The sequence below is a fragment of the Pseudomonas fluorescens genome, assembly GCF_041354075.1.
GTDB lineage: Bacteria > Pseudomonadota > Gammaproteobacteria > Pseudomonadales > Pseudomonadaceae > Aquipseudomonas > Aquipseudomonas fluorescens_CE.
In genome coordinates this window covers 164410-189306 of sequence record NZ_JARZGC010000009.1, presented here as the reverse complement: position 1 = coordinate 189306, position 24897 = coordinate 164410, and the positions used below count along the sequence as shown (strand labels likewise).

The following is a 24897-nucleotide window of genomic DNA, read 5'->3' as shown; positions in this document are numbered from 1 at the left end:
AAAAGGCGAAGTGTGGAGTTTAGAGGAAGAGTCCGGGACCCGGGCGACTTCCTTCGGGGAATCTGACGCCCACTTTGCCGATCTTGTTCCCGTCCATGACCGCAACCGTCCACAGGGTGTTGTTCCACTCCACCTGGTCGCCGACCACGGGTGCACCGCCCACTTTCTGCGCAATGAACCGACCCAGGGACATGTCGGGGTCGATGCCTTCGACCTTCAACCCGTACAGGGCAGCAACCGCAGCCAGCTGGGCATCTCCCTCGAGTACGAAGTCGCCGAAGAAGCGTAGATCCAGGCCCCGTTGCGGCGCCTGGCTGAACAGTTTTCCGAGGGCCGGCAGGTTGTATTCATGGCCGATTACGCAGAGCAAATCATCGACTTCCAGCACCGTACTACCCGACGGATGGAGCAATTGTTGACCGCGAAACAGGGCGGCGATCCGGGTGCCTTCGGGCATTTTCAACTCGCGAAGGGGCGAACCGATGCACCATTTCTCGGCGCCGAGGCGGTAAACGAACAGTTCCCACTCGCTGGTGACGTGGACTTCCAGGGCGGCGCGGGAGATGGGCGCCGGCTCCGGTGGGACGGTCACCTTCAACAGCTTGGCCACCCAGGGCAGGCTGGTGCCCTGGACCAGCAGCGAGACCAGCACGATAAAGAAGGCAAGGTTGAAATAAAGCTGGGCATTGGGCAGCCCCGCCATCAGCGGGAACACCGCGAGAATGATCGGCACCGCCCCCCGCAGGCCGACCCAGGAAATAAAGGCTTTTTCACGGCCATGGAACGCCTTGAACGGCAGCAGGCCGACGATCACCGACAGCGGGCGAGCCACAAGAATCATCCACAGCGCCAGGCCCAGTGCGGGCACGGCAATGGGCAGCAGGTCGTGCGGCGTCACCAGCAGGCCCAGCACCAGGAACATGCCGATCTGCGCCAGCCACGCCATGCCGTCGAGCATGTGCAGGATGCCGTGGCGGCTGCGCACCGGACGGTTGCCGATCACCAGGCCGCACAGGTAGACGGCGAGGAAGCCACTGCCGTGCAGGGCGTTGGTCAGGGCGAACACCAACAGCCCGCCGGCGATCACCAGGATCGGGTACAGGCCGGTGGCCAGGTTGATGCGGTTGACCAGTTGCAACATCAGCCAGCCGCCGCCGAGCCCGATCACGCCGCCGATGCCGAATTCGCGCACCAGGTGCAACAGCAGGTCCCAGTGCAGGCCGGTCTGGCCGCTGGCGAGCATGTCGATCAAGGTCACGGTGAGGAACACCGCCATCGGGTCGTTGCTGCCGGATTCGATCTCCAGGCTGGCGGTCACCCGTTCATTGAGCCCCTTGCCGCCCAGCAGCGAGAACACCGCTGCGGCGTCCGTGGAGCCGACGATGGCGCCGATCAACAGGCCCTGGATGAGGTTCAGGTCGAACAGCCACGCCGCCACCATGCCGGTCAGACCGGTGGTGATCAGTACCCCGACCGTGGCCAGCGAGAGCGCCGGCCATAACGCCACGCGAAAGCTCGACACCCGGGTGCGCAAACCGCCGTCGAGCAGGATGACCGCCAGCGCGAGGTTGCCGACCAGATACGCCGTGGGGTAGTTATCGAAGATGATGCCGCCGCCATCGACCCCGGCAGCCATGCCCACGGCCAGGATGATCACCAGAATCGGGATGCCGAGGCGGGACGACAGAGAACTCACCAGAATGCTTGCACCTACCAGCAACGCGCCGATCAAGAACAGGCTGTTGATGGTGGTCGCATTCAAGGGCAGTACTCCAGAAATCTGAAAAGGCGGGCACGAACTGACCATGCAGTCTGCGTGCCATCGATTCTAACCTGTTGAAATGTGGTGCTGTCAAAAAGCTTTGGTCCTGCCCTGAAACTGAAACGGCGACGAAGTGCAGGAACCAGATTCCCTGATCAGAGTCTTTAGGGTTCGCCGAGGAAGGTCACCCGCCCGGAAAATCAAGTCGTCGCGCCCCGGAACCCTGGCGTCCAAGGTGACTTTTCTTTATCGTACGCGCCCTTTGAAAATGCCTGGAAAATCAAAATGTTGGAAGCATCCCTCAGCCAATTGGAACAACTGGTCAGCGACCTTGTACAACAGAACCAGAGTCTGCTCGGCAGCAATCAGGCCCTGAGTGCAGAACTGGCCCAGGCCAAGGATGAAAATGAAAGCCTGCAACTGAGCCTGATGGAGCAGGAAGAGAAACACGGCGCGACCGCTGCCCGCATCCAGGCCTTGGTAGAACGCGTCAGCGCAGGGCCGGTCAGCGCATGAGTGTCGGCATCGCAGGGGTAAAAGTCGTCTCGATCCTGGGGGAGGACTATTCGATCAAGGCGCCGGCCGGGGAGGAGCAAACCCTGCTGGATGCCGTCACGATGTTGAAGGCTGCCCTGGCCGAGACCAAGAGAAAGTACCCGACGTTGATCGGGGATCGCCTGCTGGTGCTGGCCGCGATGAACCTCTGTTCTCAACAGATCGACATGCAGAAGCAGCACCAGCTGGAACTCGACCGTTATCAAGAGCAAGTCAGCGCCACGGTCGAGGTGATTTCCAAGACGATCAGTCAGGCGTGATGACACGCATCTGAACCACGTCGTCGCGAGCGGGTTTGCCGCCAAAGGAGCGTGCAATCCTTTGTGGGAGCAAGCCTGCTCGCGATTGGATCAGAGGCGCCGCAGGTCGTTGATCAAAACCACTCATCCTGCATCCCGAGGCACACATCATCCCGTGCTTCGAGAATCGCCAGTTCATGGTGGCAGCCTGGCACTTCCCAGGTCAGGAAATACCGCGCCGCCTGCAACTTGCCTTTATAGAAGCTCGCGTCCGCAACATTCCCTCTGGCCAGCCCTTCTTCGGCGCGAATCGCCTGTTCCAGCCAGCGCCAGCCGATCACGGTGTGCCCGAACACTTTCAGGTACAGCGCCGAGTTTGCCAGGCTGCTGTTGACCTTGCCTTGGGCCAGGTCGGTCAACAGGCCGAGGGTGACGCCTTGCAGGCGGGCAACCAGCTTCTCCAGCGGCTCGCGCAGCGGCGACAGCGATTCGAAAGCCTGCGCACGTTCGGCTGTGTCGGCAATCAGGCGAATCAGTTGCTTGAGCCCGGCGCCGCCGTTTTGCGCCAGTTTACGCCCCAGCAAATCCAGTGACTGAATGCCGTGGGTGCCTTCGTGGATCGGGTTCAGGCGGTTGTCGCGGTAATACTGCTCCACCGGATATTCGCGGGTATAGCCGTGGCCGCCGAGGATCTGGATCGCCAGTTCGTTGGCCTTCAGACAAAACTCCGACGGCCAGGATTTGACGATAGGCGTCAGCAGATCCAGCAGCTCATGGGCCTGTTTGCGCTCGGCTTCGGTGTCGAGCGTCGTGGTGTCATCGAACAGCCGTGCTGCATACAGGCCGAGATCGAACGAGCCTTCGACATAGGCCTTTTGCGTCAGCAGCATGCGCTTGACGTCGGCATGCTCGATGATCGCTACCGGTGCGGTGTTCGGATCCTTGCTGTCGGGCACGCGACCCTGTGGCCGTTCGCGGGCGTATTGCAGCGAGTACAGGTAACCGGCGTAACCGAGCATCACCGCGCCCATGCCGACGCCGATCCGTGCCTCGTTCATCATCTGGAACATGTAGCTCAGGCCGTGGTGTGGCTTGCCCACCAGGTAGCCGACGCACTCACCGTTATCGCCGAAGTTCAGCGCCGTGGACGTCGTGCCGCGCCAGCCCATCTTGTGAAACAACCCGGCCAGCAGTACGTCGTTGCGCTGGCCGAGGCTGCCGTCGTCGTTGACCAGGAACTTGGGCACGATGAACAGCGAGATCCCCTTCACCCCGGCCGGTGCATCCGGCAGTTTCGCCAGCACCATGTGCACGATGTTTTCCGACAGCGGATGGTCGCCGCCGGAGATGAAGATCTTGTTGCCCTTGAGTCGATAAGTGCCGTCAGGCGCGGGCTCGGCGCGGGTACGAATATCCGACAGCGATGAGCCGGCGTGCGGTTCGGTCAACGCCATGGTGCCGAAGAAGCGACCGTCGATCATCGGTTGAAGGAAGCGTTGCTTCTGCTCCTCGGTGCCGAAGCTTTCGATCAGGTTGGCCGCGCCCATGGTCAGGAACGGGTATGAGGTGGACGCCGCGTTGGCCGATTGAAAGTGCGCGAAGCAGGCCTGGGACAACAGCGTGGGAAGTTGCATGCCGCCGGCGTCGTAGCTGCGCGCGGCATTGAGAAATCCGGCCTCAAGGAAGGCATCCACCGCCGGTTTCACCTCCGGAATCAGAATCGCCTGACCGTCCTCATAGCGCGGTTCGTTCTCGTCGCCCTTGCGGTTGTGCGGGGCAAAGAACTTCTCGGCGATACTGCGGGCGGTGCCGAGGGCGGCATCGAAGGTTTCGCGGTTGTGCTCGGCAAACCGCTCGCGCTGGGTAAGGCCTTCGGCATCGAGGACTTCATACAGCTCGAAAGCCAGATTGCGGGAACTGAGCAACGTCTCGGACATGGCGGCCTACCTTTTATTGAAGTGGACCGAGTCTAGGCGTGGGAATAAAGGCTGAACAGGATGATTGATGAGGGTGATGGTGCGTTGGGGGCACTGCTGATCAAATGTGGGAGCGAGCCTGCTCGCGAAGGCGGCGTGTCATCCAATAACTGGTCTGGATGTGCCGACGCCTTCGCGAGCAGGCTCGCTCCCACAAGGGTATTGCTCACCAGACAGCCATGGCGGGTGCCTGGTTTTTTGCGTTTAACCGATGGTCATCAGGCTGGCGTTACCACCCGCCGCAGCCGTGTTGACGCTCAACGCCCGCTCGATCACCAGACGCTCCAGTGCAATGTTGGTTTCACCCTGGGACAGGCCATGAACCCCGACAATGGCTCCGGCGCGCTTGGCCACTTGCTGGCAAACCGCACGCAGTTGATCGGAGTGGCCGTGGTGCAGAACGGCGTCGAACACCACTTCGTCCTTGTTCCAGTCGGAAACCAGCTTGATCCGCGCCTGAACCTCCTTCGGCAGGCGTGCGAACAAGGCCTTGGTCAAGTCAGCTTCCGGCCATACGGCAGAGCCGCCTACCGCCAACACCGCCGCCAGTTGGGTCAACAGGTCGCCTTCGACTTCCGCCAGGCACAACACGTGTTCGCGGGGCAGGATCGCATAGCTGTTGCGTTCGCCGGTCGGGCCGGCCAGCACGCGGGTGATGCCGCTTTGCGATTGCGCGGCGAACTGTACGCACAGGGCGCTCAGGTCAGCGAACTTGTTGCTGTCCGCCCAGGTTTGCAGGGCGGTCAGGGGTTTGCTCATGGCATCGCGCAGACGGACATCCGGCGCTGCGATGGCATCACCGCGAGCGAAGGACTGCTCGATCGCGTCCGCAGGGCGGGTCGACAGCAGGCGGTACAGGTACAGCGGACCACCGGCTTTCGGACCGGTGCCCGACAGGCCTTCGCCGCCGAACGGCTGGACGCCCACCACGGCACCGACGATGTTGCGGTTGACGTAGACGTTACCGGCGTTGACGTTGTCGATCACCTTGGCGATGGTTTCGTCGATGCGGGTGTGCACGCCCAGGGTCAGGCCGTAGCCGGAAGCGTTGATCTGTTCGATCAACTGGTCGATGTCCTTGCGCTTGTAGCGAACCACGTGCAGCACCGGGCCGAAGATCTCCCGCTGCAGTTCGTCAAAGCTTTCCAGTTCGATCAGGGTTGGCATCACGAAGGTGCCGCGCTTGACTTCCTCGGCATCGGCGATGGCCACCTGGTACACATTGCGACCTTTGTCGCGCATGGCCTGGATGTGTTTCTCGATGCCGGCCTTGGCTTCGGCGTCGATCACCGGGCCGATGTCCACGGACAGACGCTCGGGGTTGCCGAGACGGCTTTCAGCCATGGCGCCCTTGAGCATTTCGATGACGCGGTCTGCGGAATCTTCCTGCAGGCACAGCACGCGCAGAGCCGAGCAACGCTGACCGGCGCTGTCGAAGGCTGACGAGACGACGTCGATCACCACCTGCTCGGTCAATGCCGAGGAGTCGACGATCATGGCGTTCTGGCCGCCGGTTTCGGCGATCAGCGGGATCGGACGGCCCTGGGCATCCAGGCGGCCGGCGATGTTGCGTTGCAGCAGGCGAGCGACTTCGGTCGAGCCGGTGAACATCACGCCTTTGACGCGATCGTCACCGACCAGGCCGGCACCGACGGTTTCGCCACGACCCGGCAGCAGTTGCAGCACGCCCTGCGGAATGCCGGCTTCCAGCAGCAAGCGTACGGCTTGAGCGGCGACCAGCGGGGTTTGCTCCGCCGGTTTGGCCAGTACCGGGTTGCCGGCGGCGAGGGCTGCGGCGACCTGACCGCTGAAGATTGCCAGCGGGAAGTTCCATGGGCTGATGCACACCACCGGGCCCAGGGGACGGTGGGCGTCGTTGGTGAAATCGTTGCGTGCCTGCACGGCGTAGTAGCGCAGGAAGTCCACAGCTTCGCGCACCTCGGCGATGGCGTTGGCGAAGGTCTTGCCGGCCTCGCGAGCCAGCAGGCCCATCAGCGGCTGGATCTCGGCTTCCATCAGGTCAGCGGCGCGCTCCAGGATGGCAGCGCGCTCGGCCGGCGGAGTGGCCTGCCAGATTGGCGCGGCGTTCAGCGCACATTGAATGGCGTTATCGACGTCTTCAACCGTGGCTTCCTGCACGTGGCCGACCACGTCACGCAGATCGGACGGGTTGAGCACCGGTGCTGGCGTTTGTGTACTGGAAGCGCAGCCGAGCATCGGCGCCGCTTTCCAGTTGTTGTGTGCGGTGGCCAGCAGCGCGCAGGACAACGAGGCCAGGCGATGTTCGTTGGCCATGTCGATGCCGCTGGAGTTGGCGCGTTCGGCGCCGTACAGGTCACGCGGCAGCGGGATGCGCGGGTGTGGCAGGCCGAAACCGCCTTCGGCCGTGGCCATTTTCTCGATGCTGGCGACCGGATCGGCCACCAGTTCCTGAATCGAGATCGACTGGTCGGCGATGCGGTTGACGAACGAAGTGTTCGCACCGTTTTCCAGCAGGCGGCGCACCAGGTACGCCAGCAGCGTTTCGTGGGTACCGACCGGAGCGTACACACGGCACGGACGGTTCAGCTTGCCTTCGGAAACCTTGCCTACAACCTGTTCGTACAGGGGTTCACCCATGCCGTGCAGGCACTGGAATTCGTACTGGCCCGGGTAATAGTTCTGGCCGGCGATGTGATAAATGGCCGACAGGGTGTGGGCGTTGTGCGTGGCGAACTGCGGGTAGATGACTTCCGGCACCGACAGCAGTTTGCGGGCGCAGGCGATGTAGGACACGTCGGTGTACACCTTGCGGGTGTACACCGGGTAGCCTTCCAGGCCTTCGACCTGGGCGCGCTTGATCTCGCTGTCCCAGTACGCGCCTTTCACCAAACGGATCATCAGGCGATGACGGCTGCGGCGAGCCAGGTCGATCACGTAGTCAATCACGTACGGGCAACGCTTCTGGTAGGCCTGGATGACGAAGCCGATGCCGTTCCAGCCGGTCAGTTGCGGTTCGAAGCACAGGCGCTCGAGCAGGTCCAGCGACAGCTCGAGGCGGTCGGCTTCTTCGGCGTCGATGTTGAGGCCGATGTCATACTGCTTGGCCAGCAGGGTCAGCGACAGCAGGCGCGGGTACAGCTCGTCCATCACGCGTTCATACTGCGCTCGGCTGTAGCGCGGGTGCAGGGCGGACAGCTTGATCGAAATGCCCGGACCTTCATAAATCCCACGGCCGTGGGAGGCCTTGCCGATCGAGTGGATGGCTTGTTCGTACGAGGCCAGGTATTTCTGCGCGTCGTGCTCGGTGAGTGCGGCTTCACCCAGCATGTCGTAGGAATAACGGAAGCCTTTGGATTCGAACTTGCTCGCATTGGCCAGTGCTTCGGCGATGGTTTCGCCGGTGACGAACTGCTCGCCCATCAGGCGCATGGCCATGTCGACGCCCTTGCGGATCATCGGCTCGCCGCTTTTGCCGATGATGCGGCTCAGGGAGGAAGTCAGGCCGGCTTCGTTATGGGTCGACACCAGCTTGCCGGTGAGCAACAGGCCCCAGGTGGCGGCGTTGACGAACAGCGACGGGCTGTTGCCCAGGTGCGGCTGCCAGTTGCCGGTGCTGATCTTGTCGCGAATCAGTGCGTCACGGGTGCCTTTGTCCGGGATGCGCAGCAACGCTTCGGCCAGGCACATCAGGGCGACGCCTTCCTGAGAAGACAGGGAAAATTCCTGCAGCAAGCCCTGAACGATACCGGCACGACCGCCGGCACTTTTCTGGTTGCGCAGCTTCTCGGCAATCGAGGCCGCCAGCTTGTTGGTGGCGTCGGCCATCGCAACCGGAAGGCGAGCCTGTTCGATCAGCATCGGTACCACTTCCGGCTCAGGGCGACGGTAAGCGGCGGTGATGGCGGCGCGCAGTACCGATTGCGGCAGGATGCTCTCGGCGAATTCGAGGAAGCACTGGTGGGCGTGGTCGACATGGACTTCGCCGCTGTCGTCCGAGTCCTTGGCCGCCAGGCCGTTAAGCTCGGTCAGGGTTGCACCACCCTCGAGTTTTTCCAGGTAATTGAAAATTGCCTGTTTGATCAGCCAGTGTGGCGTACGATCAATCGAGGTCGCGGCAGCCTTCAGGCGTTCGCGGGTTGGGTCGTCAAGTTTGACCCCAAGGGTGGTGGTAGCCATGTTTTTATCCTCATGTTTGCCACGACCGCGTGGCATCAGCTGGCCGCAAGATTAGCTGTGCGCTGAATGAGGTGCAACCGGGTGCAACCCTTTTTTTACAGGAATGATGTGCAGCTCGTCAGGAAATAAAATCAGGTACGGACGTCCCGCTCCTGCTTGGTGCTTTTGCTTCTAGCGAAGTTCGTTAACTGCGCTAAATGGGAGCAAAAACAGCCATCCATCCGCCGGAATGATTCAGGTGCAACTAATTCGCAAGAAATGGGTTGCACCTTATTTGCTTTGTTGCATAGCATTCGCGCCCCAAGGTGCAACCCTTTTCGGGAGGGGTACCGGCTGATGGCTTTCCTGGGGAAACATCAGTCATAAATGCGCGGCTCTCCGAATCGTCTGTCAAACGTCATCGTTTGCGAGCGGTTCATACGCCGCCGCTACATAAAAACAAAGCCAGGGCGTCACTTTTATGAGCAATCCAACCCTGATCACGTTCGTGATCTACATCGCAGCAATGGTACTGATCGGCTTCATGGCCTATCGCTCCACCAACAACCTTTCCGACTACATTCTGGGCGGTCGCAGCCTGGGTAGCGTCGTCACGGCCTTGTCCGCCGGCGCCTCCGACATGAGTGGCTGGTTGCTGATGGGCCTGCCGGGCGCCATCTACATGTCCGGCCTGTCCGAAAGCTGGATCGCCATCGGCCTGATCGTCGGCGCCTACCTGAACTGGCTGTTCGTTGCCGGCCGCCTGCGCGTGCAGACCGAGCACAACGGCGATGCATTGACCCTGCCGGACTACTTCTCCAGCCGTTTCGAAGACAAAAGCGGCCTGCTGCGGATCATCTCTGCCATCGTGATCCTGGTGTTCTTCACCATCTACTGCGCCTCCGGCATCGTCGCTGGTGCCCGTCTGTTCGAAAGTACATTCGGCATGTCCTACGAGACCGCGCTGTGGGCCGGTGCTGCGGCGACTATTGCCTACACCTTCGTCGGCGGTTTCCTGGCCGTGAGCTGGACAGATACCGTTCAGGCCACGCTGATGATCTTCGCCCTGTTGCTGACGCCGATCATCGTGCTGCTGGCCACCGGTGGCGTCGACACCACGTTCCTGGCGATTGAAGCGCAGAACCCGAGCAACTTCGACATGCTGCGCAACACCACCTTCATCGGCATCATCTCGCTGATGGGCTGGGGCCTGGGCTACTTCGGCCAGCCGCACATCCTCGCGCGCTTCATGGCAGCGGATTCGGTCAAGTCGATCGCCAACGCCCGTCGCATTTCCATGACCTGGATGATCCTGTGCCTGGGCGGCACCGTGGCGGTCGGTTTCTTCGGCATCGCCTACTTCTCGGCGAACCCTGACCTGGCCGGTCCTGTGACCGAGAACCACGAGCGTGTGTTCATCGAACTGGCCAAGATCCTCTTCAACCCATGGATTGCCGGTGTGCTGCTGTCGGCCATTCTGGCTGCCGTGATGAGCACCCTGAGCTGTCAGTTGCTGGTGTGCTCGAGCGCCCTGACCGAAGACTTCTACAAAACCTTCCTGCGTAAATCGGCTTCCCAGGTGGAGCTGGTCTGGGTCGGTCGCGCCATGGTGCTGCTGGTTGCCCTGGTGGCCATCGCCCTGGCGGCCAATCCGGAAAACCGTGTACTGGGCCTGGTCAGCTATGCCTGGGCTGGTTTCGGTGCCGCGTTCGGTCCGGTCGTCCTGATCTCCGTGATCTGGAAAGGCATGACCCGCAACGGCGCGCTGGCCGGCATCCTGGTCGGCGCGATCACCGTGATCGTGTGGAAACACTTCGAGCTCTTGGGTCTGTACGAAATCATCCCGGGCTTCATCTTCGCCAGCCTGGCGATCTACATCGTCAGCAAGATGGGCACGCCGACTCACGGCATGTTGCAGCGTTTCGCCGCTGCCGAGGCTGATTACCGCCTGAACAAGTGACAGGGACGAGCTGAAGCTCCGACCATTTGCTGAGTTAAAAACGGCCCGCTTCCCCTTGGAGGCGGGCCGTTTTTTTGTGTGTGGAAATTCGGTAGGGATTTTTTTAGTTCTGTCTGTAGTTCGTCCTTTCGGGTTTCGAATGAAAAATCTCTAAAACACTCGGACCCATCTGATTTCCTGTCCCGGCATTCACAGCCCTTCGCGCTCATGCAGAATCGCTCGCTTTCATTTTGCAGAGACACATCGGATGTTCGCTCTTGCTAATCAACCGCGCTTCACATTGACCGTGGAAGGCCACCCTGATGAATTCAAGGTGCTTGAATTCTCTGGCAAGGAAGCCATCAGCCAGCCCTTCCGTTTTGACCTGGAACTGGTCAGTACCCGGCCGGATATCGACCTTGAAACGGTGCTGCACCGTCAGGCGTATCTGCGGTTCGACGCGCGGGGTGCCGGTGTTCATGGTCAGATTTTTCGCGTAGGCCAGGGTGATTCCGGCGGGCGCCTGACCCGTTACCAGATCAGCCTTGTTCCACGCCTGGCCTACCTGGATCAACGCATCAACCAGCGGATTTTCCAGCACAAGAGCGTGCCTGCGATCATTGCGCAGGTCCTCGAGAACCATGGCATTCTGCGCGACGCTTTCGAGTTACGGCTGGGCAGTGATTACGCTGTGCGCGAGTATTGCGTGCAATACGCTGAAAGCGACCTCGCGTTCATCCAGCGGCTCAGTGCCGAAGTCGGCATTCATTACCACTTCCAGCATCGCCCCGACGGGCACCTGCTGGTGTTTGGCGATGATCAGACGTTTTTCCCTCGCTTGCCGGTCCCGACCCCCTATGTTCCCGACAGCTCGATGGCCTCCGATACGCCCGCGATCAGGCGTTTCAGCGTGCGCCTGGAAACACGCGCGACAGCGGTCACCCTGCGTGATTACGACTTCCACAAACCGCGCTTGCAACTTGAGAGCCGCAGCGACAACTCGCGACTGCCGGCGCTGGAGCACTATCACTTCCCCGGCCGGTTCACGGGTCGCGAACAGGGCGAGGACCTGGCGCGGCGGGCGCTGGAGCGGCACAACGCGGACTACCGCCAGGCCGAAGGCCACAGCGACGAACCGGCCTTGGTCAGCGGGCATTTTCTGCGCCTGAGCGAGCACTCGCGTCAGGCATGGAACGACCTGTGGTTGATCACCGCCGTCGAGCACCGTGGGCGTCAGCCACAGGTGCTGGAGGAGTTGGCGGGCAGCGAAGAGGAAGATGATTTTCAGGGCTATCGCAATACGTTTCTTGCGACGCCCTGGGAGGTTTTCTTCCGCCCGCCTGCGATCGGCAAACCCCAGGTCGCCGGTTATCAATCGGCGGTGGTGACCGGCCCGGCGGACAGGGAGATCCATTGCGACGAGCTCGGACGGGTCAAGGTCCAGCTGGCCTGGGACCGCGAGGGCCGGCGCGATGGACACGCCAGTTGCTGGCTGCGGGTCGCCACGGGATGGGCCCATGACGATTACGGGATCGTGCTGACGCCCCGGGTTGGCATGGAAGTGCTGGTGGGGTTCGTCGATGGCGACGTCGACAAGCCGATTGTCATGGGCTGCCTGCCCAATGGCGCCAACCGGGCGCCCCTGAATCTGCCGGCAGACAGCACCCGCAGCATTTTCCGCAGCCAGAGCAGCCCGGGTGGTCGTGGCAGCAACGAAATTCGCATCGAGGACCGTGCGGGTGCCGAAGAGGTTTATGTGCGTGCCCAGCGAAACTGGACCCAGCATGTCTTGCACGATCTCAATCTGCAGGTCGACAGCCAGCGCCGCGCGGTGATCGGCGCCAACGATACCCTGCATGTTCATGGTGACCGGCACATCCGCAGCGACAACCAGACGGTGAGCGCGAGCGGGCAGATCCATGTCGGTGCCGGTCAGCAGGTGGTCATCGATGCAGGTGCCAGCGCGACGATCCAGGCCGGCGGACACTGGATCAATATCGGCCCGGCAGGCATCTTCAGCAGCGTGCCGATCCAGCCTGGCGGCGCACCGGTCCCGGCGTTGGGAGCTTCGGCCGTTCAACGCGCGCTGGCGCCGCTGAGCGTGGCTCAGACCCTGAGCCTGAAAAGCGATGCACCGTTCTGCGAAGAGTGCGAGCGCTGCAAGGAGGGTGTCTGTGCAGCCTGAACGCCTCTCGCCCTACGATTGGTTGCTGCGTCAGCCGCTGGCGCCAGGCGAGCAGGTGTTCGCGGTTTTCGGCGATGCCAGTTCCGCCGAGCCGTTCAATGCCTGGTGCGGTTCCAGTCCGGTGCACGCGCCGGCCGCGATCTGGGCGGACACGGCTTACGCCGGGTGGCGCGCGGTGATGCCCTATGTCGCCATCGTTGATGTCGACGGTGGTTTTCTGCAGTGGGTTGCCACGACCGAGTCGACCGATTGGGGTTGGCTGCTGATTTCCTGCGCGCCGCAAAACCTGTTGGTCGAGCATCTGCGAAGCCTGACTCAGGTGCTGTTGCCTGACGGCAGCGCGGTCTTTTTCCGCTTCTGGGATGGGCGTTATCTGCAATCGATCATTCAATGCGCCGAGGTCGATGCGGCTGATCTGCTACCCGCTGTGGCGCGTTGCCTGATCAATGGCCAGGCGTTCGAGGTCGGCGCAAGCATGACGAAATCCCCACGGATTTTTCCGTGGTGGCACGTGCCGGAAACCCTGCTGGAGCGGCTCGGCGAGCATTCCCGGGCGACGTTGCTGGACAACCTGCTCCAGTGGTTGAGCGAGGACCGTCCCGATCTGTTCGAAGCGTTTTCCGAGTGTGTCTTACGGCAAAAGGTTGCGAACTTCCTCGTGCAGCCCAACCTGCCACTGGCGCCGAAATCGGTGTTGGCCACGTTTCTCGAAGCGCAGCGGGACTGATCGGGAGCGGTGGGGGCGGGTGACAGTCTGCGGCGGTGACAACAGCTGCGCAGTCGCCCGCTCGGCTGCGAAGCCCTGACGTTCGTCGTCGTACAGGGTAAACTTCCCGGCCTTCGCAGGAGCAATCATGAATTATCGTCACGCCTTCCACGCCGGCAACCACGCCGATGTGTTCAAACACCTGACTTTGACCCGCCTCATCGCCCTGATGTCGCGCAAGGAGCAGCCGTTTGCCTATCTCGATACGCACGCCGGCATCGGTCTGTATGACCTGCAAGGCGATCAGGCGAGCCGTACCGGTGAATACCTGGAAGGCATTGCGCGATTGTGGGGCCAGCCGGATCTGCCGGCGGTGACTGCCGATTACATGAAGGTATTGCACGAGATGAACCCGGATGGCCAGTTGCGCTACTACCCGGGGTCGCCCGAGTTGGCCCGACGCCTGACGCGGCCGCAGGATCGGGTGATGCTCAACGAGAAGCACCCCGAAGACGGCGTGTTGCTCAAGGACAACATGGCCGGCGACCGCCGGGTCAAAGTGCATCTGGGCGAAGGTTGGCATGTCGCGCGCGCCCTGTTGCCGGTGCAGGAGAAGCGTGCGGTGATGTTGATCGATCCGCCGTTCGAGCAACTGGACGAGATGCAACGTTGCGCCGCGTCGCTGAAAGAAGCCGTGGGGCGGATGCGTCAGACCGTGGCAGCGATCTGGTACCCGGTGAAGGATCAGCGCATGTTGCGTCGGTTCTATCAGGACCTGGCGGGCACGGGCGCACCCAAGTTGTTGCGTGTGGAGTTGCTGGTGCATCCGCTGGACACGCCGAACAGCCTTAACGGCTCCGGCCTGGCGATTGCCAATCCGCCATGGGGGCTGGAAGAGGAGCTGCGCGAACTGCTGCCGTGGCTGTCCGAGAAACTGGGGCAGACCCAGGGCGGGTGGACGATGGATTGGCTGATTGCCGAGTAACTAACCCTCTGCCGATTAACAACAACCCCCTGTAGGAGCGAGCATGCTCGCGATGGTCGTTAACGATTACGCGGGGCATCAATGTGCCCGCGTTGTCTGAGCTACCATCGCGAGCATGCTCGCTCCTACAGTTGCCAGGGGCGTGCCCGGTCAGATCGGGCAGGTCACGCCGGTGCCGCCAATCCCGCAATAGCCTTCCGGGTTCTTGGCCAGGTATTGCTGGTGGTAGGCCTCGGCGAAGAAAACGGTCGGGGCTTCGGCGATTTCGGTGGTGATGGTGCCTTGGCCGGCCTTGGTCAGTTCAGCCTGGAACACGGCTTTGCTGCGTTCGGCGGCGGCCAGTTGATCCGGATTGGTGGCGTAGATCACCGAACGGTACTGGGTGCCGATATCGTTGCCCTGGCGCATGCCCTGAGTCGGGTTGTGCAGTTCCCAGAACATCTTCAGCAGCGCTTCGTAGCTGACTTTCTCCGGTTCGTAGACCACGAGCACCACTTCGCTGTGGCCGGTCAGGCCCGAACACACTTCCTCGTACGTCGGGTTCGGCGTCAGGCCGCCGGCATAACCCACCGCCGTGCTGACCACGCCTTCGCGCTGCCAGAAACGACGTTCCGCGCCCCAGAAGCAGCCCAGGCCGAAGATCGCAAAGTCCACGTTGCTGGAGAACGGACCCAGCAAAGGCGTGTCGTTGACGAAATGTTTTTCCGGCAGGGTCATTGGCGTTTCGCGGCCGGGCAGAGCTTGTTCTTTGGTAGGTAGCACGTTTTTGTTCACCAGGATTTCCGAGCGCAAGACCATGATCAGCCCCCTCAGTCAGGTTGAAATGTGAATAAACAGGACGTCAGTTTGCCCGAGAGTCGCGCCGCTGTCAGGCGATAGGGCCACGTGGGTAGCGTTTGAGCTTGTCGATCAGCTCGGAGCCCGGGATCGGCCGGTCGAACAGGTAGCCCTGGCCGACGTCGCAGCGATGACGGCGCAGGAACGCCAACTGCTCGGCGGTCTCGATGCCTTCGGCCACGACCTTGAGTTTCAGGTTGTGGGCCATGGCGATCACCGCAGAGGTGATTTCCATGTCGTCCTGGTTGTCGGGGATTTCATGAATGAAACTCCGATCGATCTTGATGATATCGATGGGGAATTTCTTCAGGTAACTGAGCGACGAGTAACCGGTGCCGAAGTCGTCCATGGCCAGGGTCAGGCCCAGGCGCTTGAGCTGGTCGAGCTGCAGATGGGTGTCTTCGGTGGCTTCCAGCAGCAGGCCTTCGGTCAGTTCCAGCTCCAGCAGGCTGGGCGGCAGCGCCTCTTCCTTGAGGATGTTGGCGATCGAGGACACCAGGTCCGGGTCGGAGAACTGCTTGGGTGACAGGTTGATCGCCACCTGCAGGTTGCCCAGCCCGGCGGCCGTCAGGTCCTTGCTCATGCGGCAGGCCTGGCGGGCGATCCACTTGCCGATGGGGATGATCAGGCCGGTTTCTTCGGCAACGCTGATGAACTGGTCTGGACGGATCATGCCCTTTTCCGGGTGGTTCCAGCGCAACAGCGCTTCCATGCCCAGCAGGCGACCGCTGCGCAGGCACAGTTTGGGCTGGTAGAACACGTCCAGCTCGTTTTGGGTCAGGGCCCGCCGCAGGTTGTTCTCGACGAACAGTTTGTAGCTGGCCTCGGCGTTCAGGGCTTCGGTGAACACCTGAACCTGATGCTTGCCGTTCGCCTTGGCCTTGTGCAGCGCGAGGCCGGCATTGCGCATCAGGGTCTGCGGGTCGCGGCCGTGAATGGGCGCGCACGCCAGGCCGACGGAACCGGTGACGCTGATCAACTGGTTGTCGACGAACATCGGTTTGTCGAGGGTCGCCAGCAGTTGATTGGCCACTTGCTGGCCCGAGGCCAGGTCGGTGTCGTCCAGCAGTACGGCGAATTCGTTACTGGCGAAACGCGCCAGGCTGCCGCTTGAGGACAGGCTGTTGCGCAGGCGTCGAGCCAGGCTGATCAGCAGTTTGTCGCCGGTCTGGTGGCCGAGGCTGTCGTTGATCCGCTTGAAGTTGTCGATGTCCACCAGCAACAGGCTGATGGGGGTATCGCTGTCCCGGGCGAAGCGCTCGTCGAGGTTGCGGATGAAGGCCGGCCGGTTGCCCAGGTTGGTCAGGTTGTCGGTGTAGGCCAGGCGTTCGATGCGCTGCTGGGCAAGCTTGGTCTGGGTGATGTCTTCGTAGATGCCGATGTAATGTGTCAGCTCGCGGTTGTCGCCGTACACCTTGGAGATCGACAACTGACCCCAGTAGGGTTCGAGGTTCTTGCGCCGGCTCTTGAACTCGCCCTGCCAACTGTTGCTCTTGGCCAGTGAAGAGGGCGCATCGAACAGCAGTTCACTGAGGTTTTCCAGGGCTGGCAGTTCCGCCAGTCTCTGGCCGTGGACTTCTTCGGTGCTGTACTGGGTGATCGCGGTGAAGCTCGGGTTGACGTACTCCACCACGCCGTCGCAGTTGACCAGCAGAAAGGCGTTGGCGCTCTGCTCGACCGCACGCTGGAACAGGTGCAGGGCGCTGGTCGCGGTGCGACGGTTGTGGTTGTTGATGACCTGGGCGAACTGGTCGGCCAACTCGCCGGCGAAGGCGATTTCGTCGGACTGCCAGGCGCGGGTTTCGCCGGATTGTTCCAGACAGAGCACGCCGACCACCTGGCCATCGATGCGGATGCTGGCGTCGAGCATCGCGTTCACGTCGCGCTGGCGCAGGGCCTCGGCCATTTCCCGGGTGCGCGGGTCACGAATGGCATTGTGCGCATCGATCGCCCGGCTGCCGTGCAGCGCTTCCATGTAATCGGGGAAGCTGCTGATGTCGATGGCGTCGGGCAACTCGTAGGTCTGGGTGGTGCGGTGATAGGCCGAAATCGGCACCAGCATCGAGCCTTCGAGGTTCCACAGGCTGGCGCAATCGATCTGGTAGATGTCGCAGGCGCTGCGGGTGATCAGTTCGGCGGCTTCCTGCAGGGAATTGCCGGTGCTGTAGCGCTGGCGGGTCAACAGCAGGATCAGGTCTTGCTGGGCGCGAACCCGGTCCAGGTGCAGGAGTTGTTCCTGCTGGGCTCGCTGGTTGAGTTCCAGGGCGATCTGCAACCGGCTGTTCTGGGTTTCCAGGTCGACCGCCGGCAGCAGCGGTTCGCCCTCGAAGATGCCGTCGACCACCATCAGGTAGCCCCGCAGCAGGTGCCGGTTGTGTTGTTTGTAGGCTTCGCCCAGCTCCAGCAGGCTCAAGGTGCCTGCGGCGGTGTGCAGGGTGTAGCGGACCAGGTAATGCGTGCTGTGGGCGAGTTGCTGCTGGATGGCGTCATGCAACTGATAGCGCGCTTCAGGCTCCATCAGGCTGGCGTAGGGTGAGCCAACCAGGGCGCACAGTTCCACCGCCGGAAGGCCGAACTGTCGCTCGCAATTGGGATCGAGGAACAGCAGTGCCCAGCTCGGTTCATTCAGCCGCTCGAAACGCAGCATGCCGAGCCGCGAGGGCACCGGCAACTGCGTCACTACCTCGGCCACCATACGGCTGGCGGCATCGGGTTGGCTTTTCATGGAAGGAAACTCGCTTCGAATGTGCTGATCGCGCCGGGCTCTCGCCCTCTTTACTGTTGCCTGCGGCAAGGTTGCATCATTGCGACACTGACTGACAAGAGACATGAAGGCCAAGTGCTATAAGAATATGTCGGCAGAGGCGAAGATTTCTTCAATTGAGCACGAAAACTGATGCATTTTGCCTTCTGGACATTAACGCAACGTGATGTTCAGGGTTTGCAACGGCTGGCCGCAGCGGTCGTGATAGGTCACGCGCAGCTGCTGTGCCTCCACCTGCAAATGGGCAAAGTTGTCCTGGCTGATCACTGCGCCGGTCAATTGATGTCGATACTCGCCAGCGAGCGTTCGGGCCAGTGGCTGGTCGAGCGTGAAGGTAGAGGCCCTGGCATAGGGCAACAACCGGCTGTTGCACAGCGGTGACGAGACGATGGTATGAATTTCGAAATCGGGGTCTTCGCTGTGTGTCAGCCGGCTGGTCAGCGAACCGTGGACATCGCCGCTGACGAAGAAGACATTTTTGACGCGGTGTGTACGAATGGTCTCCAGCAACCGTAGTCGCTGCTCCGGGAAGGCTTGCCAGGCATCCTCACCCCGTCTTCTGCGGTCGGGATAGAACATCACACTGGTGACCACGAACTTGACCCGTGCCGGGCTGTGGATCAGCCAGTCGCACAGGGCCGCTTCCTGTTCTTCGTCGAGGATGCGTCGGTGGCCGGCGCTCAGGTTGCGCCGGGTTCGGCTGTCGGTAACGAACCATCCGATATCACCGTGGGTGAACGGGTACCAGTAACGTTCCAGGTGGCGGTTGATCCGTCCATCCTCAAGCAGTTCATGGGCCGGGCTGTGGCTGGCCTGGTACAGCTCGTACGCGGCGATGGCGTTGTTGTACAGGTGATCGTCGCGCCCGCACTTTCTGGCCGGCCAGTTATCTTCGATTTCATGATCGTCGAGGATCATGTAGGTCGGAATGGCGGACATGAGGCGGGCAATGTGCGGCTGGGAAAAGGCCGTGCGGTATTTGTGCAGTATGTCCTGGTATTCGCGGTCGGGCGCGATGATGTTCAAGTCGTCGACGTAGACCTGGTCGCCGATCATCAACAGCGCGTCGATGGGCGCCGCAGCGCGCTCTGCCAGGTGGTTGATGGCCGCGAAGATCCGGTCGCCCAGATGCGGCAGCCACGGCACGCCCGCCGTCATGCGCAGGTATCGGCAGGAGCCTACGATGTACGCCCGGGTGCCGTTGGGGGTGTCTGCTTGAGTCTTGAATCGATAGATCTCCTGGGGCCACTGCAGGGGCAGGGCGTTGAGCGTCTGCGCACACTGCGCCGAAGTCGGGGGGCAGAACCAGCCCGCCTGGTATTCGTAGCCGGCATTGGCGTCGAGCGGGTTGAGGATGAACACGTTGCACAGGTCGCGCGCAGGGCTCAGTTCGCTGAATACCGTCCTGGACCATTGGGCTTCACCGCTGCGTCGATAACGCAGGCCGGCGAATGCCGGGGCGTTCCTGCCCGGTCCTCCTCGAAGGAAAATCCGTGTGTGATCGGCGGTGGTGTGGCCCATGATCGGGCCGACCGTGGGTTTGATCAGGTGTGAAGTCATCGGGGGTGTTACTCGTTGAGCCATTGAGGGGTTGGCTCAGCGTATTGACTGGGGCGCGAAAAAAACCGGTGTGAAATCGACGGGGTTTGTGGGAGTGGTAGGCAGTATCTGTAGGAGCGAGCTTGCTCCGGCAAGAAAAGGGGAATGGCGGGCAAAAAAAGCCCCGCCAAATTGACGGGGTTGAGGTACGAGCGTGGCGCTCGAAAAACAGCGAACGCGACAGGCCCTCCGGTGAAGGAGGGCCGGCCGGTGTTACAGCAGGATGGTGCGGATGTCCGCCAGCAGATCGCTCAGACGCTTGGTGAAGCGCGCGGCCGCAGCGCCGTTGATCACACGGTGATCGTAGGACAGCGACAGCGGCAGCATCAGCTTCGGCTGGAAGGCCTTGCCGTCCCAGACGGGCTGGATGGTGGCCTTGGACACACCGAGGATCGCCACTTCCGGCGCGTTGACGATCGGCGTGAAGCCGGTGCCGCCAATGTGGCCGAGGCTGGAAATGGTGAAGCAGGCACCTTGCATCTCGTCCGACGAGAGCTTCTTGGTCCGGGCTTTCTCAGCCAGGGAAGCGGCCTCGGCGGCCAGTTGCAGCAGGCTCTTCTGGTCGACGTTCTTGATGACCGGTACCAGCAGGCCATCCGGGGTGTCGACGGCGAAGCCGATGTTCACGTATTTCTTGCGGATGATCGCCTTGCCGCTCGGGGCCAGCGAGCTGTTGAAGTCCGGCAGTTCCTTGAGCAGGTGTGCGCAGGACTTGAGCAGCAGCGGCAGGATGGTCAGCTTGACGCCGGCCTTCTCTGCAACGGCTTTCTGGGCGTTACGGAACGCTTCCAGCTCGGTGATATCCGCCGAGTCGAATTGCGTCACGTGGGGCACGTTGAGCCAGCTGCGGTGCAGGTTCGCGGCGCCGACCTGCATCAGACGGGTCATCGGCACTTCTTCGATTTCACCGAAGCGGCTGAAGTCCACGACCGGGATCGGCGGGATGCCCGCGCCGCCAGTGGCGCCGGCAGCGGCGGCCGGTGCTTCCTTGGCCTTCTGCATCATGGCCTTGACGTAAGCCTGCACGTCTTCCTTGAGGATACGACCGTGCGGACCGCTGGCGCCGACAGCGCTCAGCTCGACGCCGAATTCACGGGCCAGTTGGCGTACGGCCGGGCCGGCGTGAACCTTGGCGCCGGACGGGGCCGGTGCAGCGGGAGGCGCGGCGGCCGCCGGTGCAGTGGCCGCTGGAGCTGGAGCAGCGGCAGCAGCAGGCGCACTTGGAGCAGCAGCCGCCGGAGCCGGTGCGGCGGCCGGCGCGGCGCCCTTGACCTTGAGCTTGAGGATCAGGTCGCCGGTGCCGACTTCGTCATCGAGCTTGATGGAAACGCTTTCCACCACGCCAGCGGCAGGCGATGGAATTTCCATGCTCGCCTTGTCGGATTCCAGGGTGATCAACGACTGGTCGGCTTCGACGCTGTCGCCGGCCTTGACCAACACTTCGATGATCTTGGCCTTGCCTGCCGAACCGATGTCCGGCACATGGATGTCCTGAACGCTGTCGGCAGCCGGCGCGGCCGGAGCGGCAGCAGCAGGTGCCGGAGCAGCGGCCGTCGGGGCAGCAGCCTGGGCTGGCGCGGCCGCAGCAGGCGCCGCAGCACCCGCCACTTCCAGGTCCAGAATCAGGTCGCCGGTGCCGACTTCGTCGTTGAGCTTGACGCTGATGGCCTTGACCACGCCAGCGGCAGGCGATGGGATTTCCATGCTTGCCTTGTCGGATTCAAGGGTGATCAGCGACTGGTCCGCCTCGACAGTGTCGCCGACCTTGACCTGGATCTCGATGATCTGGGCCTTGCCCGACGAACCGATGTCCGGCACGTGCACTTGCTGGACCGAAGCGGCAGCTGGAGCAGCGGCAGGCGCGGCCGGCGCTGGAGCAGCAGCCGGTTTTTCCTCGGCTTTTGCCGCCGGCGCGGCGGCAGGCGCAGGGGCCGCAGCAGCGGCACCTTCGACTTCCAGCTCCAGCAGTTCGTCGCCTTCTTTCAGGCGATCGCCCAGCTTCACTTTCAGGCTCTTGATGATACCGGCCTTCGGCGCAGGCACTTCCATGCTCGCCTTGTCCGATTCCAGCGTCAGGATGCTCTGATCGGCTTCGATACGGTCGCCGACCTTCACAAACAGTTCAATTACTTCACCTTCACCGCTGCCGATGTCAGGTACGCGAATGAGTTCGCTCACGGAATCTCTCCTCAGCAGTCCAGTGGGTTGCGTTTTTCCGGGTCGATCCCGAACTTGGTGATGGCTTCAGACACCACTTTAGGTTCGATATCACCACGGTCAGCCAGAGCTTCAAGGGCTGCCAACACCACGAAATGACGGTCGACTTCGAAGAAATGACGCAGTTTCTTGCGGCTGTCGCTGCGGCCGAAACCGTCGGTGCCCAGGACTTTGAATTCCTTGGACGGCACCCACTGACGAATCTGCTCGGCGAACAGTTTCATGTAGTCGGTGGAGGCGATGACCGGACCCTTGCGGCCGTTCAGGCACTCTTCGACGTAGCTCAGTTGAGGCTTCTGGCCCGGGTGCAGACGGTTGGTGCGCTCGACGGCCAGGCCATCGCGGCGCAGTTCGTTGAAGCTGGTCACGCTCCAGACGTCGGCGCCGACGTTGAACTCTTCGCGCAGGATCTTCGCCGCTTCACGGACTTCACGCAGGATGGTGCCGGAGCCCATCAGTTGAACGTGGTGCGCCGCTTCGCGGGTGTCTTCTTCAAGCAGGTACATGCCCTTCTTGATGCCTTCCTCGGCACCGGCCGGCATGGCTGGCTGCTGGTAGGACTCGTTCATCACGGTGATGTAGTAGAAGACGTCCTGTTGCTCTTCGGTCATCTTCTTCATGCCGTCCTGGATGATCACCGCCAGCTCGTAGCCGTAGGTTGGATCATAGGTGCGGCAGTTCGGGATGGTGGCAGCCAGCAGGTGGCTGTGGCCGTCTTCGTGCTGCAGGCCTTCACCGTTGAGGGTGGTGCGGCCGGCGGTACCGCCGATCAGGAAACCACGGGTGCGGCTGTCGCCAGCGGCCCAGGCCAGGTCACCGATACGCTGGAAGCCGAACATCGAGTAGAAGATGTAGAACGGCAGCATCGGCTGGTTGTGGCTGGAGTACGAAGTACCGGCAGCGATGAAGGAGCTCATGGCGCCCGCTTCGTTGATGCCTTCTTCGAGGATCTGGCCCTTCTTGTCTTCCTTGTAGAACATCACCTGGTCTTTATCGACTGGCTCGTAGAGCTGGCCGACGGACGAGTAGATGCCCAACTGACGGAACATGCCTTCCATACCGAAGGTACGGGCTTCGTCCGGGATGATCGGGACGATGCGCGGGCCGATTTCCTTGTCCTTGACCAGTTGCGCGAGGATCCGCACGAAGGCCATGGTGGTGGAGATTTCACGGTCGCCGGAGCCGTCGAGGATGGCCTTGAGGGTATCCAGGTCCGGCGTTGGTACGCTGAAGCTCTGCGCGCGGCGCTGTGGCACGAAACCGCCCAGTGCGGCACGGCGCTCGCTCAGGTAGCGGGCTTCGGCGCTGTTTGGCTCGGGCTTGAAGAACGGCAGGTTTTCCAGCTCTTCGTCCTTGACCGGAATGTCGAAGCGATCGCGGAACAGCTTCAGGCTGTCGACATCGACTTTCTTGGTGTTGTGCGCGGTGTTTTTCGCTTCGCCGGCACCGGTGCCATAACCCTTGATGGTCTTGGCCAGGATGACGGTAGGCTGTTCCTTGTGGTTGACCGCCTGGTGGTACGCCGCGTAGACCTTGTACGGGTCGTGGCCGCCACGGTTGAGCTTCCAGATCTCGTCGTCGGACAGATCGGCAACCATCGCCTTGAGTTCAGGCGTGTTGAAGAAGTGTTCACGTACGAACGCGCCGTCTTTGGCTTTGTAGTTCTGGTACTCGCCGTCGATGACTTCGTCCATGCGGCGCTGCAGGATGCCGTCGACGTCCTTGGCCAGCAGTGGGTCCCAGAAACGGCCCCAGATGACTTTGGATACGTTCCACTGAGCACCGCGGAACACGCCTTCGAGTTCCTGGATGATCTTGCCGTTGCCGCGAACCGGGCCGTCGAGGCGCTGCAGGTTGCAGTTGATGACGAAGATCAGGTTGTCGAGCTTCTCGCGGCCAGCCAGCGAGATCGCGCCCAGGGATTCCGGCTCGTCGCACTCGCCGTCGCCCAGGAAGCACCAGACCTTCTGCTTGCCGGCAGGGATGAAACCACGGGCTTCCAGGTACTTCATGAAGCGCGCCTGGTAGATCGCCTGGATCGGACCCAGACCCATGGATACGGTCGGGAACTGCCAGAAATCAGGCATCAGCCAAGGGTGTGGGTAGGACGACAGGCCCTGACCGTCCACTTCCTGGCGGAAGTTGTTCATCTGCTCTTCGCTGATGCGGCCTTCCATGAATGCACGGGCGTAGACGCCTGGCGAGGTGTGGCCCTGGAAGTAGATCAGGTCGCCGCCGTGTTCGTCGGTCGGGGCCTGGAAGAAATAGTTGAAGCCGATGTCGTACAGGGTGGCGCTGGAGGCGAAGCTGGAGATGTGACCGCCCAGGTCAGAATCTTTCAGGTTCGTACGCATCACCATGGCCATCGCGTTCCAGCGTACCAGCGAGCGAATGCGGCGTTCCATGAACAGGTCGCCAGGCATGCGTGCTTCGTGGGTAACGGGGATGGTGTTGCGGTATGGCGTGGTGATGGCGTAAGGCAATTGCGAACCGCTGCGGGTTGCGAGTTCGCCCATACGGGTCATCAGATAGTGAGCACGGTCTTCGCCTTCTTTGTCGAGAACCGATTCCAGGGCGTCCAGCCATTCCTGGGTTTCGACGGGATCGAGGTCTTGCATGGCTTGCTCCAGGGCGGAAAGGCTACCAGAATCGGTTGCCTGAGTGAGCGACTGGCCTTGTGGGCAGACGTTATGAATTCTTGGATTGCCGAGAGGTAGGTTCCGGCGGCGTGTAGTTTTACTACAAATCATCCGGCATTTCAGCTATCCGAATGTATATACGAGTAGTAAAACTACAGGTGAGCGGCTTGTGGCCTCCGGCTGCGTTGTGAGAATAATCGTTAAGGTTGGTCTTTTGCCAACCAAAAAAGGTGAAAGCTTGATGCTGACTGCCAAAAATAAAGAATTTTCAGCTATTTCTAACCTTTGTTCGACAGTCGATCAGGTAGTGCGAACTGAAAAATCACTACATGCAGCCTTCCACACGCCGATCAAGGA

General features: G+C 61.7%; 14 protein-coding genes. 6 read left to right on the top strand and 8 right to left on the bottom strand.

Annotated features, from left to right (window positions below; translation table 11 throughout):
• Positions 1–19 precede the first annotated feature (19 nt).
• Positions 20–1762: a potassium/proton antiporter gene (locus QIW53_RS14475; protein ID WP_371050286.1), complete on the bottom strand. Its 1743-nt coding sequence runs from the start codon at positions 1760–1762 to the stop codon at positions 20–22.
• A 285-nt stretch (positions 1763–2047) separates the two neighbouring features.
• Between QIW53_RS14475 and QIW53_RS14470 the strand changes: the two genes are divergently transcribed.
• Entirely contained in the window at positions 2048–2278 is a 231-nt protein-coding gene (locus QIW53_RS14470) for a hypothetical protein (protein WP_192307638.1), read from the top strand.
• Positions 2275–2577, top strand: a complete 303-nt coding sequence (locus QIW53_RS14465; RefSeq protein ID WP_371050285.1) for a cell division protein ZapA — start codon at positions 2275–2277, stop codon at positions 2575–2577. The genes QIW53_RS14470 and QIW53_RS14465 overlap by 4 nt, the downstream gene beginning before the upstream one ends.
• Positions 2578–2690: 113 nt before the next feature.
• Here the strand turns inward: QIW53_RS14465 and QIW53_RS14460 are convergent, their stop codons facing one another.
• Positions 2691–4493 carry an acyl-CoA dehydrogenase gene (locus QIW53_RS14460; protein ID WP_371050284.1) on the bottom strand — a complete coding sequence of 601 codons (1803 nt, stop codon included), beginning with the start codon at positions 4491–4493 and terminating at the stop codon, positions 2691–2693.
• A 243-nt stretch (positions 4494–4736) separates the two neighbouring features.
• Complete coding sequence (gene putA / locus QIW53_RS14455; protein WP_371050282.1) at positions 4737–8690, bottom strand: trifunctional transcriptional regulator/proline dehydrogenase/L-glutamate gamma-semialdehyde dehydrogenase; 3954 nt, start codon at positions 8688–8690, stop codon at positions 4737–4739.
• Positions 8691–9150: 460 nt separating this feature from the next.
• On the opposite strand from putA, the gene putP reads away from it, so the two are divergent.
• The 4 genes from putP (at position 9151) to QIW53_RS14435 (ending at position 14484) form a co-directional block, all read left to right on the top strand.
• Entirely contained in the window at positions 9151–10629 is a 1479-nt protein-coding gene (putP, locus tag QIW53_RS14450) for a sodium/proline symporter PutP (protein WP_371050281.1), read from the top strand.
• Positions 10630–10876: 247 nt separating this feature from the next.
• Entirely contained in the window at positions 10877–12793 is a 1917-nt protein-coding gene (locus QIW53_RS14445) for a type VI secretion system Vgr family protein (RefSeq protein ID WP_371050280.1), read from the top strand.
• Positions 12783–13520, top strand: coding sequence for a DUF4123 domain-containing protein (locus QIW53_RS14440; protein ID WP_371050279.1), 738 nt, complete (start codon positions 12783–12785; stop codon positions 13518–13520). Before QIW53_RS14445 ends, QIW53_RS14440 begins: the two co-directional genes overlap by 11 nt.
• Before the next feature lie 127 nt (positions 13521–13647).
• Entirely contained in the window at positions 13648–14484 is an 837-nt protein-coding gene (locus QIW53_RS14435) for a 23S rRNA (adenine(2030)-N(6))-methyltransferase RlmJ (protein WP_371050278.1), read from the top strand.
• 150 nt (positions 14485–14634) lie between these two features.
• Here QIW53_RS14435 and msrA read toward each other — a convergent pair whose 3' ends face one another.
• From msrA to aceE, 5 genes are all read right to left on the bottom strand, one after another.
• Positions 14635–15282, bottom strand: a complete 648-nt coding sequence (gene msrA / locus QIW53_RS14430) for a peptide-methionine (S)-S-oxide reductase MsrA (protein ID WP_371050277.1) — start codon at positions 15280–15282, stop codon at positions 14635–14637.
• A 70-nt stretch (positions 15283–15352) separates the two neighbouring features.
• Positions 15353–18046, bottom strand: a complete 2694-nt coding sequence (locus tag QIW53_RS14425) for a putative bifunctional diguanylate cyclase/phosphodiesterase (RefSeq protein ID WP_371050276.1) — start codon at positions 18044–18046, stop codon at positions 15353–15355.
• 192 nt (positions 18047–18238) lie between these two features.
• Positions 18239–19633 carry an alkaline phosphatase D family protein gene (locus QIW53_RS14420; RefSeq protein ID WP_371050350.1) on the bottom strand — a complete coding sequence of 465 codons (1395 nt, stop codon included), beginning with the start codon at positions 19631–19633 and terminating at the stop codon, positions 18239–18241.
• Positions 19634–19897: 264 nt separating this feature from the next.
• Entirely contained in the window at positions 19898–21862 is a 1965-nt protein-coding gene (gene aceF, locus QIW53_RS14415; protein WP_371050275.1) for a dihydrolipoyllysine-residue acetyltransferase, read from the bottom strand.
• A gap of 11 nt (positions 21863–21873) precedes the next feature.
• A complete protein-coding gene (gene aceE, locus QIW53_RS14410; RefSeq protein ID WP_371050274.1) occupies positions 21874–24519 on the bottom strand; it encodes a pyruvate dehydrogenase (acetyl-transferring), homodimeric type in 2646 nt (881 codons plus the stop codon).
• Positions 24520–24897: the final 378 nt, after the last annotated feature.

Bases quoted from the DNA above. Each gene is read 5' to 3' on its own strand.
- QIW53_RS14470 (WP_192307638.1), top strand. From the start codon at position 2,048: ATGTTGGAAGCATCCCTCAGCCAATTGGAACAACTGGTCAGCGACCTT.
- QIW53_RS14465 (WP_371050285.1), top strand. From the start codon at position 2,275: ATGAGTGTCGGCATCGCAGGGGTAAAAGTCGTCTCGATCCTGGGGGAG.
- QIW53_RS14460 (WP_371050284.1), bottom strand. From the start codon at position 4,493: ATGTCCGAGACGTTGCTCAGTTCCCGCAATCTGGCTTTCGAGCTGTAT.
- putA (WP_371050282.1), bottom strand. From the start codon at position 8,690: ATGGCTACCACCACCCTTGGGGTCAAACTTGACGACCCAACCCGCGAA.
- putP (WP_371050281.1), top strand. From the start codon at position 9,151: ATGAGCAATCCAACCCTGATCACGTTCGTGATCTACATCGCAGCAATG.
- QIW53_RS14445 (WP_371050280.1), top strand. From the start codon at position 10,877: ATGTTCGCTCTTGCTAATCAACCGCGCTTCACATTGACCGTGGAAGGC.
- QIW53_RS14435 (WP_371050278.1), top strand. From the start codon at position 13,648: ATGAATTATCGTCACGCCTTCCACGCCGGCAACCACGCCGATGTGTTC.
- msrA (WP_371050277.1), bottom strand. From the start codon at position 15,282: ATGGTCTTGCGCTCGGAAATCCTGGTGAACAAAAACGTGCTACCTACC.
- QIW53_RS14425 (WP_371050276.1), bottom strand. From the start codon at position 18,046: ATGAAAAGCCAACCCGATGCCGCCAGCCGTATGGTGGCCGAGGTAGTG.
- aceE (WP_371050274.1), bottom strand. From the start codon at position 24,519: ATGCAAGACCTCGATCCCGTCGAAACCCAGGAATGGCTGGACGCCCTG.